Consider the following 14,907-nt stretch of genomic DNA (forward strand, 5'->3'; position numbering starts at 1 on the left):
GACAGGACCCATGACGTCAACAGCCACAGCCCTTCAGCTCGATACCCACCAGACCGCCCGGCTCCACGCGTTGTACCGGCACCTTCACTCGCATCCGGAACTGTCCATGCAGGAGTTCGCAACGGCCACGCTGATCGAGGACCAACTGGACGGCCTGGGCATTGAGCATTTCCGCTGCGGTGGCACCGGGGTGGTGGGAATCCTGCGAAACGGTGATGGTCCCGTGGTGGCCTTCCGTGCCGATTCCGATGGCCTGCCCATTGAAGAAGCCACCGGGCTGGACTACGCCAGCACGGACACGGGCACTCTGCCTGATGGCACCACGGTCCCGGTGATGCACGGCTGCGGGCACGACACCCACGTGGCCAGCCTGCTGGGTGCCGCCGAGGTGCTGGCCGGCAGCCTGGACGCCTGGTCCGGGACCCTGGTGCTGATCTTCCAGCCCGGAGAAGAGACTGCCGCCGGTGCGCTGGCCATGCTCGACGACGGACTGTGGGACAAGGCGCCGCAGCCGGAGGTGGTCTTCGGGCAGCATGTCATGCCCCGTCCGGTGGGCACTGTTGCGATTTCCACCGGGCCGGTGGCCGCGATGGCGGATTCGCTCAGGGTCACGGTTCACGGACAGCAGTCCCATGGCTCGCAGCCGCAGGATTCCATTGATCCCATCGTGATGGCCGCGCACATGGTCACCCGGCTGCAGGGCATCGTGTCCCGCGAACTGGATCCGCGGAAGTCCGCCGTCGTCACCGTCGGTACATTCCACGCGGGCCTCAAAGAGAACATCATCCCAGCCTCGGCCGAGTTCACCCTCAACATCCGAACCTTCGACGAGGACGTCCGCGGCCAGGTTCTCGCCGCCGTTCACCGAATCATCGAGGCAGAGGCCGCCGCGTCCGGGGCACCGCGGCCGGATATCGAGGAGATGTACCGCTTCCCGCAATGCTTCAACGATCCCGACGCCGCTCCTCCCGTCATCGAAGCCCTGCGGATTGCGCTTGGCCCCGAGGCTGTGGAGATCACTCCTCCCATGATGGGCAGCGAGGACTTCGGGCACCTGGGCACCGCAATCGGAGTGCCGTCCGTGTTCTGGATGTTTGGCGGCACACCCGCTGCCGGACATGAAGGACCTGGTCCCGTCCCCGTCAACCATTCCCCGTACTTCGCACCCGAGCTGGAAGGTTCGCTGGCTGGGGGAGTCTCGGCCGCCGTCGCCGCGCTGATGTCCCGGCTGGGCCACTGACGCCCTTGATCCCCAGGCCCAGGGGCCCAAAAGTGCAGGGCCCAAACAGTCCAGAGCCCCAAGCAGTCCGGGGTGCCAAACGTCCGGGCCCGCCCTAGTATGGGGCCCATGGGGGAAATTGAAGATCTTTTTGGCGGGCTTGCATCAGGATTGCCTGCACTGCTTTCGAACAAAGCTGTGCTGTCTCGACGGACGGCCCAATACAGGCCAGCGGCGGAGGAAGAGCCCCCGGTCAAGCACCTTGCCGGGTACGCGCCCTTCGTGGTGTTTTGCGAAAGTAGCGGAGTTCCTGCCAAGCAGCTCGCGTCGGACGTGAGCGCGTTGTTGGCGTTCTTGCGCACCAACATCGGCGAGATCTCGGCTGAGCCCGGGCTGAGTGAGGCCGCCACCGTCTTCGTCGGAAACGTCATTGCGGCCATGCGCCCGGAAGCGCACTGGAGAGTGATGGCGGACGGATCCCGAGAAGTAGGTGCCCGCAGCATGATGATCACGGTGGACCGCTTGATTGAGGGTCTGGGGGAGGCCGACGACGGGATGGTGGCCGGCCTCCTCACGCACCTTGAGGAGTGGGCGGGCGACGAGCCTGACGGTCCGACGCTCCCCGAGCTGCGGCCGGTCCCCACCGGGCAAGCCCGGGAACCTTTTGTACGGCCGGAGCTGCCATCACGTGAGTATCGCAACGCTGACGGCGTAGCGATCGGATATGGGAACCGATGGGGCGCCGATAGCCCACCCGAGGACTCCTACAGCGTGGAAACTCACGGGGAACGGTTCGAAGGGCTCCATAAGGTGGCCCGGGCTTTGATCGAGTATCTGGAGAGCGAGTACGACGTCGATGTCAGCAGGGATCCGGCCCACGCGGCGGACGTGTCCATGAACACTGACGAGGTGATCGACGTCGCGCGTCTTACACCTCGGGACCCACTCGCCGCTCCGCTGACGTTCGTGGTGACAGGTTCCCCGGGGGTGGTGGTCCACGCCGGTGCCCTGCACGACTTTCCGTTCCCTATCTGCGGTTGCGACGCTTGTGACGAGACTGCTGAGAGCGAAGCGTCCCGCTTGGAGACGTTGGTCCTTGGTGTTGCAGCGGGCGGCTACGGCGAACGCTACCCCGTGGGCCGGAAGAAGTGGGCGGAGTACGCACTCTTCGCTGCAGACGGATCCGGCAACGAAAGCGGCTCTGGTCCTAGGGGAGCCACAACCGCTCAACTCGCCGCTGCTGAGGAGCGGCTCCGAACCGTTCCGGATGGGTGGAGCGCGTGGCCACTCAAGAGGAGCGGGACGTCTACTGGTGTTTCGGGGCCAGGACCCGCCTAGCTGTTCCGCCGTTCAGCAGGTCCTGGGCGCGGACCGCGATGAGCTCGGGCAGGAAGCCGAGGGACTCGGGTGGCGTTGTTTCCGACGCCGCTGCCGCCACCCTCTCCAGTGTTGAGGCCGCTGTCTGCCGGGCATCGTCGTCGTCCATGCCCCAGGCTGCCCCTTCGGCGACCAGATGTTCCAAGGTGATGTAGCCCAGCCGGATTTGGCCGCTGACGGCGTGCCCGGCAAGGCCACTCGGCTGGTACAGCAGCAGGGTGGGCGCAACGTCATAGAGCGGAGCCAGCAGCACTTCTCCACCGTCGCGCAGAGTGAGGGAATAGTTCTTGGAGTGTGCATCGCCGTTGCCGATCAGCAGGTTGAACGTCACGGCGCGCAACAGGTCACGGCGAAACGCGGCCTCGTCGCGGGTGTGCGGCACCGCGGCGTTGACCAGCCGGGTCAGGCGCGAGGGCGGTGCGGTGGTGCCTTCGTACTTCGCTTCACTGGCCAGGGCCAAGGCCTGGGTGAAGTCTTCCTGGTGCAGCCGGCTGCCCTCGCCTGTGCGGTCGAAGCGCTCCACGATGATGGCCCGACGGGATCCGAAGCTTTCCAGATGGGCTTTGGCCGCGGGAAGCCCTGCCGCGGCTGCTGTCCGCAAAGCCCAGTCCTCGGCGGGGAGCAGCTCCGGGATGGTGGACTCGAGTGGTTCGGGCTTGATGATGTGGGTCGACACCGAACCACGGCCTGGCCAGGCCCAGCCGTCGCCATGTTGGGACAGCAGCACCTTGGATTGGACGCCGCCCAGGGACGCAGTGACCAGGAAGTTAACCGGCAGGTCCCACGTAGGCAGGGATTCGACCACGCTGATGACCTCTTCATCGGTCATGGGCTCTGCAGCGCCTTCCCGTGTGGGGGCTTCCCCGGGCGGCAGGACCTGGACGGCCCCGGCGCAGTCGGCGCCCAGGACGCGGAGCAGCCCAAAAGCGTCCGGGACGGTGACACCGTGTTCTTTGGCCAGGTTGGAACGGACCTGGCCTTCGGGCAAGAGACCGTCAAAGAAGTTGTAGACTTCCACCCCGTCCAAGCGCTTTCTGGTCAGCGGCAAGGACAGTGACAGCAGGATGGACCCGGCACCGTATGCGGCTAGCACCTGCGGGGCGTACTGGAAGGACAGCTTGAGGCCGTTGCCGCGCAGCTCACCGATTCGGTCCCCGCGCAGGTACACATCAAGGGTCTTGCGCGGGCTCATGGCCGCACCTGCAGCTTCGAAAAGCGCGGCACCAGGGCCACGTCGCGGCCCACGGCCCTGATGGCTTGCATAGCCACGACCATGGAGACTGCTTCGCCGGCTTCAAGGCGCACGATGGTTCCGCGGGTGACGCCCAGTTTCACCGCGAGATCGTGCTGGGTGAGTGCGGCCTCCTTGCGCGCCTCGGCGATGGACCGCCCTAGGGAGGCGGCATCAACAGCCCGGTAGAACGGTGTCAGCTCATCGGAATGTTCCATATATCGATCATACGACTCAACACTGCAAATGTCCTATATCTTGAACATTTCAATGACTTGGGCGAATGTTCGATATTTCCATCATCAGGCATGCGCGGACGGCTCTGGCTTGGACTTCGGCAAACGAAAAGCCCCGCCGGTTCAACGAGCCAGCGGGGCTTTTTCTCTGAGCTTCCTATCAGAATCGAACTGATGACCTTTTCATTACGAGTGAAACGCTCTACCGACTGAGCTAAGGAAGCACCGCGTTCATCACCGGTTTCCCGGGCGATCACGCAAGACATAACTGTAATAGAGGCACCGCACCCGGGTCAAAACGAGGGCGACGGCGGCCGTTGCGGGGATGTTCACCCTCGCGTCGGGCCGGGTTCAGGCGGAGGTTTCCCGGTAGCCGGAAGCTGGGGAATCAACTGTGGCGGTGACATGAGGCCACGCCAGACGCTGAAGGAGCCGCCCCATGACGAAGGATGCATTGCCCAAGGACGCCAGCCACGCACCGAACCGGCTGAGGCTCGCTGTGGTGGATATGGTGGGCACCACCATTACGGACGACGGCCGGACTGAGCGGGCCATGTCCCGGGCGCTTGTTGACCACGGGATTGACCCGGGAAGCACTCGCTTCGAGAGCATGCTCGGCTATGCCAGGGACACCATGGGTTTCTCGAAAATGACTGTTTTCAGCCACCTTTTCGAGGACCCCGCTGTTGCCGAAAGTGCCAATAAGGTCTTCGAGAACACCTATGACGAGCTCATTGAAGACGGCGGTGTCCGCGCCATTGCCGGCGCGGAAGATGCCATTGAATGGATGCGTGAGTCCGGCATGCAGGTTTGCCTGGCCACGGGATTCGGCCGGCATACCCAGAACATGGTGCTGGAATCGCTCGGGTGGATGGGGCTGGCGGACCTAAGCCTGTGCCCGTCCGATGCTGGACGTGGACGGCCTTACCCGGACATGATCCTGACGGCGGTGCTCGCCCTTGACCTCGACGACGTACGGGAGGTGGCCGTGGTGGGCGACACCAGCTCGGACATGCTCTCGGGCGTTCGTTCGGGAGCATCCCTCGTGACGGGTGTCCTCACCGGTTCCCATTCCGAGGCGACGCTACGCGCGGCCGGAGCCACCGCCGTCGTGGATTCCATCAAGCAGCTCCCGCTCCTGGTGGAGAAGCGCGAAGCCAGGCACCTCTAGCACTTGATGCCGTCCTGGGGCAGTTTGCCATCAACAAAGTAGTCATCGACGGCGGTGCTGACGCAGGAGTTCGCGCGGCCGTAGGCTGTGTGACCCTCACCTTCCCACGTGACGAGGGAGGCATTCTCCAGCTGCTTGCGCAGCGACTGGGACCACTCGAGCGGAGTTGCGGGGTCGCCGGTGGTGCCTACCACCACGATGGGTGCAGATCCGGTGTACGCCACGGGCGCCGGGGTGCGGGTGCTGGGGTAGGGCCAGTCCTTGCAGCTGACGCCGCCGTAGGCAAAGAAAGCGCCGAACGTGGGGGATTCCTGCATGAGGCGGACTTCCTCGGCCCGCATGGCGGCGGTGTCTGTCACCATCGGGTAGTCCAGGCAGTTGATGGCTTGGAACGCGAAGGCGGAGTTGGAACTGTACGTGCCGTTGGGTTCGCGGTCTGCGCCAAGATCCGCCAGCCGCATCATCTGGGACACGTCACCGGCAAAGGCGCTGTCCAGTGCTTGGGTCAGGGCCGGCCAGCTTTGGTCGTTGTAAAGGGGCAGGATGAGACCGTTGACGAAGTCGTTGGCGGTCACCAGCCGGCCGTCTTTGGCCGTCTGCGGGTTCTGGTCCACAGCCGTGATGAGGTCCCGGATTTCCTGGACACCGTTGTCAACGGACCCGCTCAGGGGGCATTGTTGCTGTCGCTGGCAACTGGCCACGTAGGTGCTCAGGGCTTTTTCGAAGGCACGCGCCTGGCCGGCCGTCAGCTCCTCGTTGGTGATCGCCGGGTCCACGGCACCGTCAAGGACCACGCGGCCCACGTTGTCCGGGAAGAGTGAAGCGTAGGTGGAGCCCAGGAAGGTGCCGTAGGAGAAACCGAGGTAGTTGAGCTTGGCATCGTTTGACACCGCACGCAGTACATCCAGGTCCTTGGCAGCGCTCACGGTATCTATGTGTTCCAGGACATCGCCGGTCTGCTGGGCGCACTGTTCCGCGAATGACTTGTTGAAGGCAAGCGCGGCGGCCAGTCCTTCGTCAGTGTTCTTGCGGAACACCTTTTCGCGGGCTGCATCACGCTCGGCATCGGTCATGCATGTCACCGGAGCGGAGCGACCCACACCCCTGGGATCAAAACCGACCACATCGAAGTTGGCACGCAACTTCTCGGTGAAGTGGGTGTTGCCTGCGTCCTTGACGAAATCCACGCCTGAGCCGCCGGGCCCGCCGGGATTTACCAGGATTGAGCCCTGTTTGTTGCCGGTGCTGGGCAGCTTAATGACAGAAAGCGTGATGTCCCCCGAGGCCGGATTGGCGTAGTCCTTAGGCACCTGGACCTTGCCACAGTGGAAGCCATCCTCGCACGAGCTCCACTCCACCGACTGCGAGTAGTACTTCTCCAAGCCCTCAGGAGCTGAGGCGGCGATGGACGGATCAACCGTGCTGGTGGACGGCTGGGCCGTTGGAGGCGGCAAGAACGGAACGGTGCACGCGCTCAGTACCAGCATGGACGCAAGCGCAACGCACATTGCCGCAAAACCGCGGCGGGAGCTACGCCCCGCAGCACCCCCGCCCGCCAAACCACCACCCGCTTCGAGCTGGGCAGACCGGTCCCTTGAAGGGGTACCGGCGGACCGGCGGGGTGCGGACTTCATGCATTCTCCTATTGCTGGATGAGGCTCGTGGCCATGGACTCGACCGCCAACAGCGGCGCCACGTTGGTGGTGGTGATTCGGACACGGGCTTTGTTGATGGCGTCCATTCGGGCCAGGGTGGTCTCCGCCGTTGAATGGCCTGCGTAATCTTCCAGTTCGCTCTTGAGTTCAACGTTGACCAGTTCCACAGCGTTCCCCAACTGGATGATCAGGACGTCCCGGTAGAAGGACAGCAGATCTGTCAGTGTCCGGTCCAACGAGTCAGTGATGGAGCGCTTGGCACGCCGTTTCTGGTCGTCCTCAAGCTGCCTGACCTGGCTGCGCATGGAGGGTGGGAGCGTCCCGGATTCGGGAGCGCCCAGGCTCGCGAGCAGTGCGATCTTCTCCGCGGCGTCGCGTTCGTCGTTGGAGCTGTTGGCTTCCTCGGTAGCAATTTTGACCAATTTTTCGGCCATCATCACGGCAGCGGTAACGCCTCGCAGCCCAAGCGGTATTCGAACCGTATCCAGCCTGCGCTGCCGCGCATCGGCATCGCGGGCCAACCGGCGTGCGATCCCGATATGGCTTTGCGCCGCGCGTGCCGCACGGTCTGCGAGTTGGCGTTCGACGCCGTCGCGCCTCACCAACAGATCAGCGACGTCAGAGGCTGGCGGCAACCGCAGGCTCACCGGACGGCATCTCGAACGGATGGTGACCAGGACATCGGCAGGGGAGGGGGCACACAGCATCCAGATGGTCCGGGGTGTGGGTTCCTCAATCGCCTTTAGCAGGACGTTGGTGGTGCGCTCGGCCATGCGGTCCGCATCCTCCACCACAATGATCCGCCACCGTCCCGTAGCTGGCCGGTCGCCGGCTTTGGAGACGAGTTCACGGGCCTCGTCAATGGTGATGGTGACCTTTTCGGTGCGCACGAACGTCACATCCGAGTGGGTCTCACCGAGGATCGTGTGGCATGCCGGGCACTGCCCGCAGCCGCGCTTGGTCACATCGTCCTGCTCGCAGTTCAATGCGGCGGCAAAGGCCTTGGCTGCGTTTGAACGGCCCGATCCCGGTGGCCCGGTGAAGAGCCACGCATGGGTAAGCCCGGTGTCCCCCTGCGCTGCCTGCTTGAGCTGGGCAACCACTGGTGCCTGGCCTTGGAGGTCGTCCCAGACGCTCACGGGCGGTCGCCCGAAACAGTTGCGTCGTTCAGCGGCGCAGCGGTCATAGGCGCGTCCTCGGAAACGAGCAGCGACTCCACCCGCTCCAGGATCCGGGACGCCAAAGTTTCAATATCGGCATTGGCGGGCAGCACCAGATAGCTGGAGGGTGCAGCTGCTGCGAGGTCCAGGAAAGCGTGCCGGATGGCCGAATGGAAATCGTCAGGCTCGGACTCCAGCCGGTCCTCGGTGGCATCCCCGGCGGTCCGGCGCTGCCGGCCATCGGAGGGGTCGACGTCGAGCAGTACCGTCAGGTCTGGATGCAGGCCTTCGGTGGCCCATTCGTTGAGGGACAACACCCCTTCGGCGCCGAGGCCGCGCCCGGCACCTTGATAGGCGACGGAGGAATCGATGTAGCGGTCCGTGATGACTACTGTCCCTTCGGCCAGCGCAGGCCGGATCACTTGGCTGGCATGGGCGGCACGGGCGGCCGCGAACATGAGGGCCTCCGTGCGGGGATCGATGGTGCCGTGCCCGTGGTCCAGGACCAGTGAACGCAATTTCTCACCGATGGGGGTGCCGCCGGGTTCGCGGGTGCGCAGCACAGGGAGCCCCCGCGACTCAAGGGCGGCAGAGAGCCGGGCGGCCTGGGTGGACTTGCCCGCTCCGTCCCCGCCTTCGAAGGCGATGAAAAGGCCTGGGCTCTTAATACTCACTGGACCAGCCTACCGATCACCGGCATTCGAGACGGCTTTTATCCACAGCATTGCCCGCGGCTACGCTGAAACCATGAGCCTTTCCGACCAGCATGCCGCCGATTTGTCTCCGGAAACCGTTGTAGTTGCGGCCGGTCGCCCCGACCGCGCCCACGACGAGCCCGTCAACCCGCCCATCGTCCTGTCCTCCACATACTTCGGAACAGGTTCATTGGGCGACGGAGATCGCGGCTACGGGCGCTATGCGAACCCCACGTGGGATCCCTTCGAGGATGCGCTGGCCAAGCTGGAAGGCGCCACACTGCCCGGACTGCTCTACGCCTCCGGCCTGGCGGCAGTCAGCTCAGCGTTGTCCCTGGTTCCCGCAGGTGGTGTGGTGGTGATGCCCTCGCACAGTTACGCGGGTTCCCTGGTCATGGCCACTGAACTGGCAGAGAAGGGCTTCCTGGAACTTCGTACCGTGGACATCACGGACACGGACGCGGTCAAAGCACTCATCAACCCCGAGCAGGGTAAGAAGGCAGATCTGCTCTGGCTCGAAAGCCCCACCAACCCGATGCTCGGCATCGCCGACATCCGCGCACTGACTGACGCCGCTCACGCAGTCGGCGCAATCGTGGTCACGGACAATACGTTCTCCACGCCTTTGGTGCAGCAGCCGCTCAGCCTGGGGTCCGACGTCGTTCTTCACTCGGTGACCAAGTATCTGGCCGGACATTCGGACGTCGTCCTTGGCGCCTTGGTCACCTCCAACCCGGAACTGCGCGCCACACTGCTGCATCACCGCATCATCCACGGCGGGATCGCCGGACCCTTCGAGGCCTGGCTGGCATTGCGCGGCCTCCGCACCTTGGCGCTGAGGATTGAGCGCTCGCAGGCCTCCGCGGCAACCCTCGCCGAACGCCTCAGCACGCACCCCCGCGTCGAAGCCATCCGCTATCCGGGCCTTCCCAGCGATCCCGGGCACGGGCGCGCCACGGAACAGATGAAGGGCTTCGGATCCATCCTCTGCATCCAGATCGCTGGAGACGAACATCGCAGCGGCGCCGACGCCGCGGACGAACTGGTGCGCGCGTTGGAGCTTTGGCTACCTGCCACGTCTTTGGGCGGGGTGGAGTCACTCATTGAACGCCGACGCCGGCACACGGCGGAGCCGCTCAGCGTGCCGGAGAATCTGGTCCGGATGAGCGTGGGAATCGAGAACGTGGAAGACCTCTGGTCCGACCTCGAGCAAGCGCTGAAGTCTCTGGACAGCTAGGCTAAAGGGCGTGGACGGAAAAATCTTGATCGACAGCGTTACCTTCGGGGTGTACTACATCCTTGGCTTGGTAGCCCTTGCCTTGGAACTGTGGGCCTTCGCAGATTGTTTGCGCCATAAGTCAACGCTCTTCGTGGCAGCCTCAAAGCGCACCAAGACGTTCTGGCTGGCACTGACCGGCGTGGCGCTTGCGATCGGCGCCCTGACCGTATTGACGGGCGGCAGCAGCCTGGGATTGTTCGGCATCGCCGCTGTCACCGCAGCGTGCGTCTACCTTGCCGATGTCCGTCCCGCCCTGCGCGAGGCCGGCAGCGGCGGCAACCGCAATGTGGGTCCTTACGGTCCCTGGTAAGAACCGCCGTCAAGAGTCACTGAGGCGCCACCGCTTCCCACGCCACCGTCACTTCACCCAACCGCCACCTCGCCGGACCATCCTGAAGCGGCCACCCGGCGTCGCGTAGCGAACGGCACATGCCCGTCCAGCGTTGCCGGTTTCCGAATGAGGCCAGCGGCGCAGCCTCCAGCCACGCCTTATCCATGGCCTGCAGGAATGCGTGGATGGGTTCACCCGGAACGTTCCGGTGGATCAGGGCTTTGGGCAGCCGCTCCGCCACCTCGGATGGCAACTCGAAACTGCCGAACCGCACGGAAAAACTGAGGCTCAAAGGGCGCTCTGCATCCAAAGCCACCCACGTGACACGTCGGCCGATTTCGTCGCATGTGCCATCAATGAAAAGCCCGCCGGGCGCCAACCGTGACTGCACCAGCCGCCAGATCCCGGCGACGTCCGCTTCCTCATATTGGCGCAGCACGTTGAAGGCGCGGACCAACACCGGGTTACCGGGGACGGGTACTTCAAAACCGCCCACGTGAAAGCTGAGCCCGGGCCGTTCGAGGGCTTTGGCGGTCCGTACGCGCTCCGGTTCAATCTCGATCCCGCAGACCCGGACATCCGGCCGTACGGCCTGCAACCGTTCGAAGAGCTCGACGGCGGTGGTTGGCGAGGCGCCGTAGCCCAGGTCCACCACAAGGGGGTCGACGGCGGCGCGAAGCCGCCAAGCCTGCGGCCCCGCAAGCCACCTGTCCAGGCGGCGCATCCGGTTGGGATTGGTGGTGCCGCGGGTGATGTTGCCAACGGGCTTCCCGCCCCGACTCCGGGGAGAGCCCACCCGTTCCGCTTTTTGCACCACGGCCCCCACTTTATCCCTGCCTGCACCGCACCGCTGAGTCCGTTGCCGGACGTAACGCCGGGCAGGGCACGCAGCTGCTCAGCTAGGATGAAAACCATGACTTACAAGCTGATTCTGCTGCGCCATGGCCACAGCGAATGGAACGCCAAGAACCTGTTCACCGGTTGGGTGGACGTTGACCTGAACGATCAAGGCCGCAAAGAAGCAGTGCGCGGTGGAGAGCTCCTGGTTGAGAATGACATTCTCCCGGACGTCCTTTACACCTCGCTCCTGAAGCGTGCCATCAACACCGCCAACATGGCCCTGGACAAGGCCGATCGCGGCTGGATCCCGGTCAAGCGCGATTGGCGCCTCAACGAACGCCACTACGGCGCGTTGCAGGGCAAGGACAAGGCCCAGACCCTGGCCGAGTTCGGCGAAGAGCAGTTCATGGAATGGCGCCGCAGCTACGACACCCCGCCGCCGGCCCTGTCCGACGACAGCGAGTTCTCCCAGGCCCACGATGTCCGTTACAAGGATCTTGGCGACGCCCTGCCGCGCACCGAGTGCCTCAAGGACGTCCTGGTCCGCCTGCTCCCTTACTGGGAATCGGACATCAAGGAAGACCTCAAGGCCGGCAAGACCGTGCTGGTCACGGCCCACGGCAACTCACTGCGCGCGCTCGTGAAGCACCTGGACGGCATCAGCGACGACGCCATTGCCGGCCTCAACATCCCCACGGGCATCCCGCTGGTGTACGAACTGGACGAGGACTTCCAGCCGATCAACGCCGGCGGAACCTACCTGGATCCCGACGCCGCAGCCCAGGCCATCCTCGCGGTGGCTAACCAGGGCAAAAAGTGAAGCCTTAGTTAACGACGACGGCGGCCGGTCACCCTTCCAAGAAGGGTGACCGGCCGCCGTCGTTAAGGCTGAAGGGCTAGAAGCCTTCGGGCTGCCATTCGCCCGTCACCAGGTAGGTGACCTTGCGGGCCACCGAGACGCCGTGGTCAGCGAAGCGCTCGAAGTAGCGGCTGGCCAGGGCGACGTCCACGGTGGTGGAGGGGCTTTCGCTCCACTCCGGGGAGGCGATCGCCTTGAAGACACTGAGGTGGAGATCGTCCACGGCGATGTTGATCTTGAGGATGTCGCGGGCAACCTCAAGGTCGCGGGTCTCAAGGAGTTCAATGACCTTGGCGGTGATCTCGATATCGTGCTGGGCCATGGCCTTGAAGGTCTGGGTCAGCGATGCGGGGATAACGGTGGCCGGGTAGCGCAGGCGCGCCAGCTGGGCAACGTGGCGGGCGAGGTCGCCCATGCGTTCCAGCGAAGCACTCATGCGCAGCGAACCCACAATCATGCGGAGATCGCTCGCCACAGGGCCCTGCAGGGCAAGGATGTCGATGGCCCGCTCGTCGAGGCTGTTCTGCAGGAAGTCGATTCGGGCGTCTGCCGCGATGACGTCCTGGGCAAGATCCACGTCGGCGCCTTCGAAGGAAGTAGTAGCCTTCGTGATAGCTTCGTGAACCAGCTTGGAGATCTCGATGAGGTCGTCACCTACCTGGGTGAGTTCCTCCTGAAAAACCTTGCGCACTAAGGCGTCCTTTCCTTGGAAATCCTGTTCCCCTGCCGGGCGTCGGATCTCAAAACCATTGACAGTCCAACCAGTAACTGTGTCAGGGGCCAGTGAACGGTTCGGCACCTTTAGATGAACGTTAGTTGAACCGTCCGCGTTTGGGGCCGGATCACTGCTTGGCCGTGTTTCCACAGCATAAGCTGGACACGTGGATCCATTGCTCATAGGTGTCGTCGCTGGCCTCGTAGGCTTGTCGTTGGGCGTCTTTGGCATGCTCGCTTTCAGAATCAGCGAGCGGCAGCGCAGCATCGTGGACCTGGACGTGAGCGAACCCTTGCTTCCTGAGGGGGCCGCAGAGGTGCTGTCCGTTGTCGGGCGTGCCTTCGTGGTGGTGGACGCGATCGACGGCGTCGTGCGTGCAAGTCCTGCCGCGTATGCGTACGGCCTGGTGCGTGGGCACACTGTGGTGCACAAACAGCTCCTGGACATGACAGCGAAGGTCCGCCGCGACGGTGTGATCCTGGAGGAGCAATACGAACTCCCGCGTGGCCCGTTGGGCAAAGGCACCATTGTGGTTCAGGTCAGGGCAGCCATGCTCGGGTGGGAATACATCGTGCTCCTGGCCGACGACCGCACTGAGATCACCCGCACCGAGGAGATCCGGAACGACTTCGTGGCCAACGTCTCCCACGAGCTCAAGACCCCGGTGGGTGCCATCTCCCTGCTGGCCGAGGCCCTCGAAGCCTCGCCCGATGACGAAGAAGCAGTCCGCCGCTTCGCCAAGCGAATGCACAAGGAATCCGGGCGATTGGCAGCCCTGGTCCAGGACATCATTGAACTTTCCCGGTTGCAGGGCGCCAACGTGGCCCAGCGGGGTCTCCCGGTGGACATCAACACCGTCATCACTGAAGCGGTGGATCGCTCGCAGTTGCCGGCTGAGAGTAAGAACATCCAGATTGTGGTGGGCGGCCACTCGGAGTCGCTGGTGTTTGGAGACCACGACCTCCTGGTGACAGCCCTCCGTAACCTGATCGACAACGCCATCCGCTACTCGCCGGAAAACACGCGGGTAGGTGTCGGCGTCCGGACGCGGGAGGGCGTCGTTGCCATCTCCGTCACAGACCAAGGCGAAGGCCTCACGCCGGAGGACCAGGAGCGGGTGTTCGAACGTTTCTACCGCGTGGACGCCGCACGATCCCGGCATACCGGCGGCACAGGCCTCGGCCTCAGCATCGTCAAGCACGTGGTGTCCAACCACGGCGGCGAGGTGACGGTGTGGTCCCAGCCCGGCCAAGGGTCAACGTTCACAGTCCGCCTGCCGGAGATGGAAGGCCAGGACGACGACGCCGGCCTGCCGCCTTCCGCTGCAGCTGCGTCTTCCGAACTTCAGGCGACCGCCGTCGTCGAGTCCCGTCCCGTGAGTCAACAACCCCATCGCGTGAATCATCAAAGGGGCGCCAACGGCGCCCAAGAGCAAGGAGCCAGCGCTTGAGCCGGATTTTGATAGTGGAGGACGAGGAGTCCTTCAGCGACCCCCTGTCCTATCTTCTGGGCAAAGAGGGTTTTGACGTCGAGGTAGTGGATAACGGCAGCGACGCCTTGGTGGAATTCGATCGGAACGGTGCTGACCTCGTCCTTTTGGACCTGCAGTTGCCGGGGACACCGGGGACCGAAGTCTGCCGTCAACTGCGCCAGCGCTCCAGCGTCCCGGTCATCATGTTGACGGCCAAAGACTCTGAGATCGACAAGGTTGTTGGCCTGGAGCTCGGCGCCGATGACTACGTCACCAAGCCGTATTCCTCCCGCGAACTCGTGGCCCGCGTCCGCGCGGTGCTGCGTCGGCAGGGTGAGCCGGAGGAACTCATCACCTCCACCGTGCAGGCCGGACCTGTTCGCATGGACATCGAACGCCACGTAGTGAGCGTCAACGGTGAGCAGGTGTCGCTGCCGCTCAAGGAGTTCGAACTGCTGGAAATGCTCCTCCGCAACTCGGGCCGGGTTTTGACGCGTGGCCAGTTGATCGACCGTGTGTGGGGTTCGGATTACGTGGGGGACACCAAGACACTCGATGTCCATGTGAAGCGGCTTCGCAGCAAGATCGAACCGGATCCTTCCGCACCTCGGTACTTGGTGACAGTTCGCGGCCTCGGTTACAAATTCGAGCCGTAAGCACAGCAGCCA

General features: G+C 64.1%; 15 protein-coding genes and 1 tRNA gene. 8 read left to right on the top strand and 8 right to left on the bottom strand.

Going from position 1 to position 14,907, the window contains the following annotated elements; translation table 11 throughout:
* Nucleotides 1–10 precede the first annotated feature (10 nt).
* Nucleotides 11–1,240: an amidohydrolase gene (locus CQ020_RS11810; protein WP_105692021.1), complete on the top strand. Its 1,230-nt coding sequence runs from the start codon at nt 11–13 to the stop codon at nt 1,238–1,240.
* Nucleotides 1,241–1,348: 108 nt separating this feature from the next.
* Nucleotides 1,349–2,557 carry a DUF6226 family protein gene (locus CQ020_RS11815; protein WP_105692022.1) on the top strand — a complete coding sequence of 403 codons (1,209 nt, stop codon included), beginning with the start codon at nt 1,349–1,351 and terminating at the stop codon, nt 2,555–2,557.
* Here the strand turns inward: CQ020_RS11815 and CQ020_RS11820 are convergent.
* The 3 genes from CQ020_RS11820 to CQ020_RS11830 all read right to left on the bottom strand — a co-directional run bounded on the left by CQ020_RS11820 (nt 2,526) and on the right by CQ020_RS11830 (nt 4,287).
* Nucleotides 2,526–3,788 (bottom strand): type II toxin-antitoxin system HipA family toxin, encoded by a 1,263-nt coding sequence (locus tag CQ020_RS11820; protein WP_105692023.1) that lies wholly within the window; start codon nt 3,786–3,788, stop codon nt 2,526–2,528. The genes CQ020_RS11815 and CQ020_RS11820 overlap by 32 nt on opposite strands.
* The gene (locus CQ020_RS11825) at nt 3,785–4,045 is read right to left on the bottom strand and encodes a helix-turn-helix transcriptional regulator (protein WP_105692024.1); all 261 of its coding nucleotides are present in this window, start codon (nt 4,043–4,045) and stop codon (nt 3,785–3,787) included. The genes CQ020_RS11820 and CQ020_RS11825 overlap by 4 nt, the downstream gene beginning before the upstream one ends.
* A gap of 169 nt (nt 4,046–4,214) precedes the next feature.
* Nucleotides 4,215–4,287, bottom strand: a tRNA-Thr gene (locus CQ020_RS11830).
* A 215-nt stretch (nt 4,288–4,502) separates the two neighbouring features.
* On the opposite strand from CQ020_RS11830, the gene CQ020_RS11835 reads away from it, so the two are divergent.
* On the top strand, nt 4,503–5,234 hold the full coding sequence (locus tag CQ020_RS11835; protein ID WP_105692025.1) for an HAD family hydrolase: 732 nt from the start codon (nt 4,503–4,505) through the stop codon (nt 5,232–5,234).
* Here CQ020_RS11835 and CQ020_RS11840 read toward each other — a convergent pair.
* From CQ020_RS11840 to tmk, 3 genes are read right to left on the bottom strand one after another with little or no spacing between them, the layout of a single operon-like run.
* Nucleotides 5,231–6,868, bottom strand: coding sequence for an alpha/beta hydrolase (locus CQ020_RS11840; protein WP_105692026.1), 1,638 nt, complete (start codon nt 6,866–6,868; stop codon nt 5,231–5,233). The two genes, CQ020_RS11835 and CQ020_RS11840, sit on opposite strands and share 4 nt — an antisense overlap.
* Before the next feature lie 8 nt (nt 6,869–6,876).
* A complete protein-coding gene (locus CQ020_RS11845; protein WP_105692027.1) occupies nt 6,877–8,028 on the bottom strand; it encodes a DNA polymerase III subunit delta' in 1,152 nt (383 codons plus the stop codon).
* Nucleotides 8,025–8,723 (bottom strand): dTMP kinase, encoded by a 699-nt coding sequence (gene tmk, locus CQ020_RS11850; protein WP_105692028.1) that lies wholly within the window; start codon nt 8,721–8,723, stop codon nt 8,025–8,027. Before tmk ends, CQ020_RS11845 begins: the two co-directional genes overlap by 4 nt.
* A gap of 73 nt (nt 8,724–8,796) precedes the next feature.
* Here tmk and CQ020_RS11855 point away from each other — a divergent pair, with 73 nt between their 5' ends.
* Together CQ020_RS11855 and CQ020_RS11860 are read left to right on the top strand one after the other, a co-directional pair.
* Entirely contained in the window at nt 8,797–9,981 is a 1,185-nt protein-coding gene (locus CQ020_RS11855; protein WP_105692029.1) for a PLP-dependent aspartate aminotransferase family protein, read from the top strand.
* Between the two features lie 10 nt (nt 9,982–9,991).
* Complete coding sequence (locus CQ020_RS11860; protein ID WP_105692030.1) at nt 9,992–10,333, top strand: DUF2516 family protein; 342 nt, start codon at nt 9,992–9,994, stop codon at nt 10,331–10,333.
* Between the two features lie 16 nt (nt 10,334–10,349).
* Here the strand turns inward: CQ020_RS11860 and CQ020_RS11865 are convergent, their stop codons facing one another.
* Nucleotides 10,350–11,171, bottom strand: coding sequence for a class I SAM-dependent methyltransferase (locus CQ020_RS11865; protein WP_181151856.1), 822 nt, complete (start codon nt 11,169–11,171; stop codon nt 10,350–10,352).
* 96 nt (nt 11,172–11,267) lie between these two features.
* On the opposite strand from CQ020_RS11865, the gene CQ020_RS11870 reads away from it, so the two are divergent.
* The gene (locus tag CQ020_RS11870; protein WP_024819652.1) at nt 11,268–12,014 is read left to right on the top strand and encodes a phosphoglyceromutase; all 747 of its coding nucleotides are present in this window, start codon (nt 11,268–11,270) and stop codon (nt 12,012–12,014) included.
* Between the two features lie 76 nt (nt 12,015–12,090).
* Here the strand turns inward: CQ020_RS11870 and phoU are convergent, their stop codons facing one another.
* Nucleotides 12,091–12,744: a phosphate signaling complex protein PhoU gene (gene phoU, locus CQ020_RS11875; RefSeq protein ID WP_024819653.1), complete on the bottom strand. Its 654-nt coding sequence runs from the start codon at nt 12,742–12,744 to the stop codon at nt 12,091–12,093.
* 199 nt (nt 12,745–12,943) lie between these two features.
* Here phoU and CQ020_RS11880 point away from each other — a divergent pair, with 199 nt between their 5' ends.
* Together CQ020_RS11880 and CQ020_RS11885 are read left to right on the top strand one after the other, a co-directional pair.
* Nucleotides 12,944–14,218 (top strand): cell wall metabolism sensor histidine kinase WalK, encoded by a 1,275-nt coding sequence (locus tag CQ020_RS11880; RefSeq protein ID WP_181151861.1) that lies wholly within the window; start codon nt 12,944–12,946, stop codon nt 14,216–14,218.
* Complete coding sequence (locus tag CQ020_RS11885) at nt 14,215–14,895, top strand: response regulator transcription factor (protein WP_020608526.1); 681 nt, start codon at nt 14,215–14,217, stop codon at nt 14,893–14,895. The genes CQ020_RS11880 and CQ020_RS11885 overlap by 4 nt, the downstream gene beginning before the upstream one ends.
* Nucleotides 14,896–14,907 lie beyond the last annotated feature (12 nt).

The sequence above is a fragment of the Arthrobacter sp. MYb23 genome (assembly GCF_002979775.1).
Classification (GTDB): Bacteria; Actinomycetota; Actinomycetes; order Actinomycetales; family Micrococcaceae; genus Arthrobacter.

What these genes read in the sequence shown, in the direction of transcription:
- CQ020_RS11835 (WP_105692025.1), top strand. Translation starts at nt 4,503, where the DNA reads ATGACGAAGGATGCATTGCCCAAGGACGCCAGCCACGCACCGAACCGG.
- CQ020_RS11870 (WP_024819652.1), top strand. Translation starts at nt 11,268, where the DNA reads ATGACTTACAAGCTGATTCTGCTGCGCCATGGCCACAGCGAATGGAAC.
- CQ020_RS11815 (WP_105692022.1), top strand. Translation starts at nt 1,349, where the DNA reads ATGGGGGAAATTGAAGATCTTTTTGGCGGGCTTGCATCAGGATTGCCT.
- CQ020_RS11840 (WP_105692026.1), bottom strand. Translation starts at nt 6,868, where the DNA reads ATGAAGTCCGCACCCCGCCGGTCCGCCGGTACCCCTTCAAGGGACCGG.
- CQ020_RS11855 (WP_105692029.1), top strand. Translation starts at nt 8,797, where the DNA reads ATGAGCCTTTCCGACCAGCATGCCGCCGATTTGTCTCCGGAAACCGTT.
- CQ020_RS11810 (WP_105692021.1), top strand. Translation starts at nt 11, where the DNA reads ATGACGTCAACAGCCACAGCCCTTCAGCTCGATACCCACCAGACCGCC.
- CQ020_RS11825 (WP_105692024.1), bottom strand. Translation starts at nt 4,045, where the DNA reads ATGGAACATTCCGATGAGCTGACACCGTTCTACCGGGCTGTTGATGCC.
- CQ020_RS11820 (WP_105692023.1), bottom strand. Translation starts at nt 3,788, where the DNA reads ATGAGCCCGCGCAAGACCCTTGATGTGTACCTGCGCGGGGACCGAATC.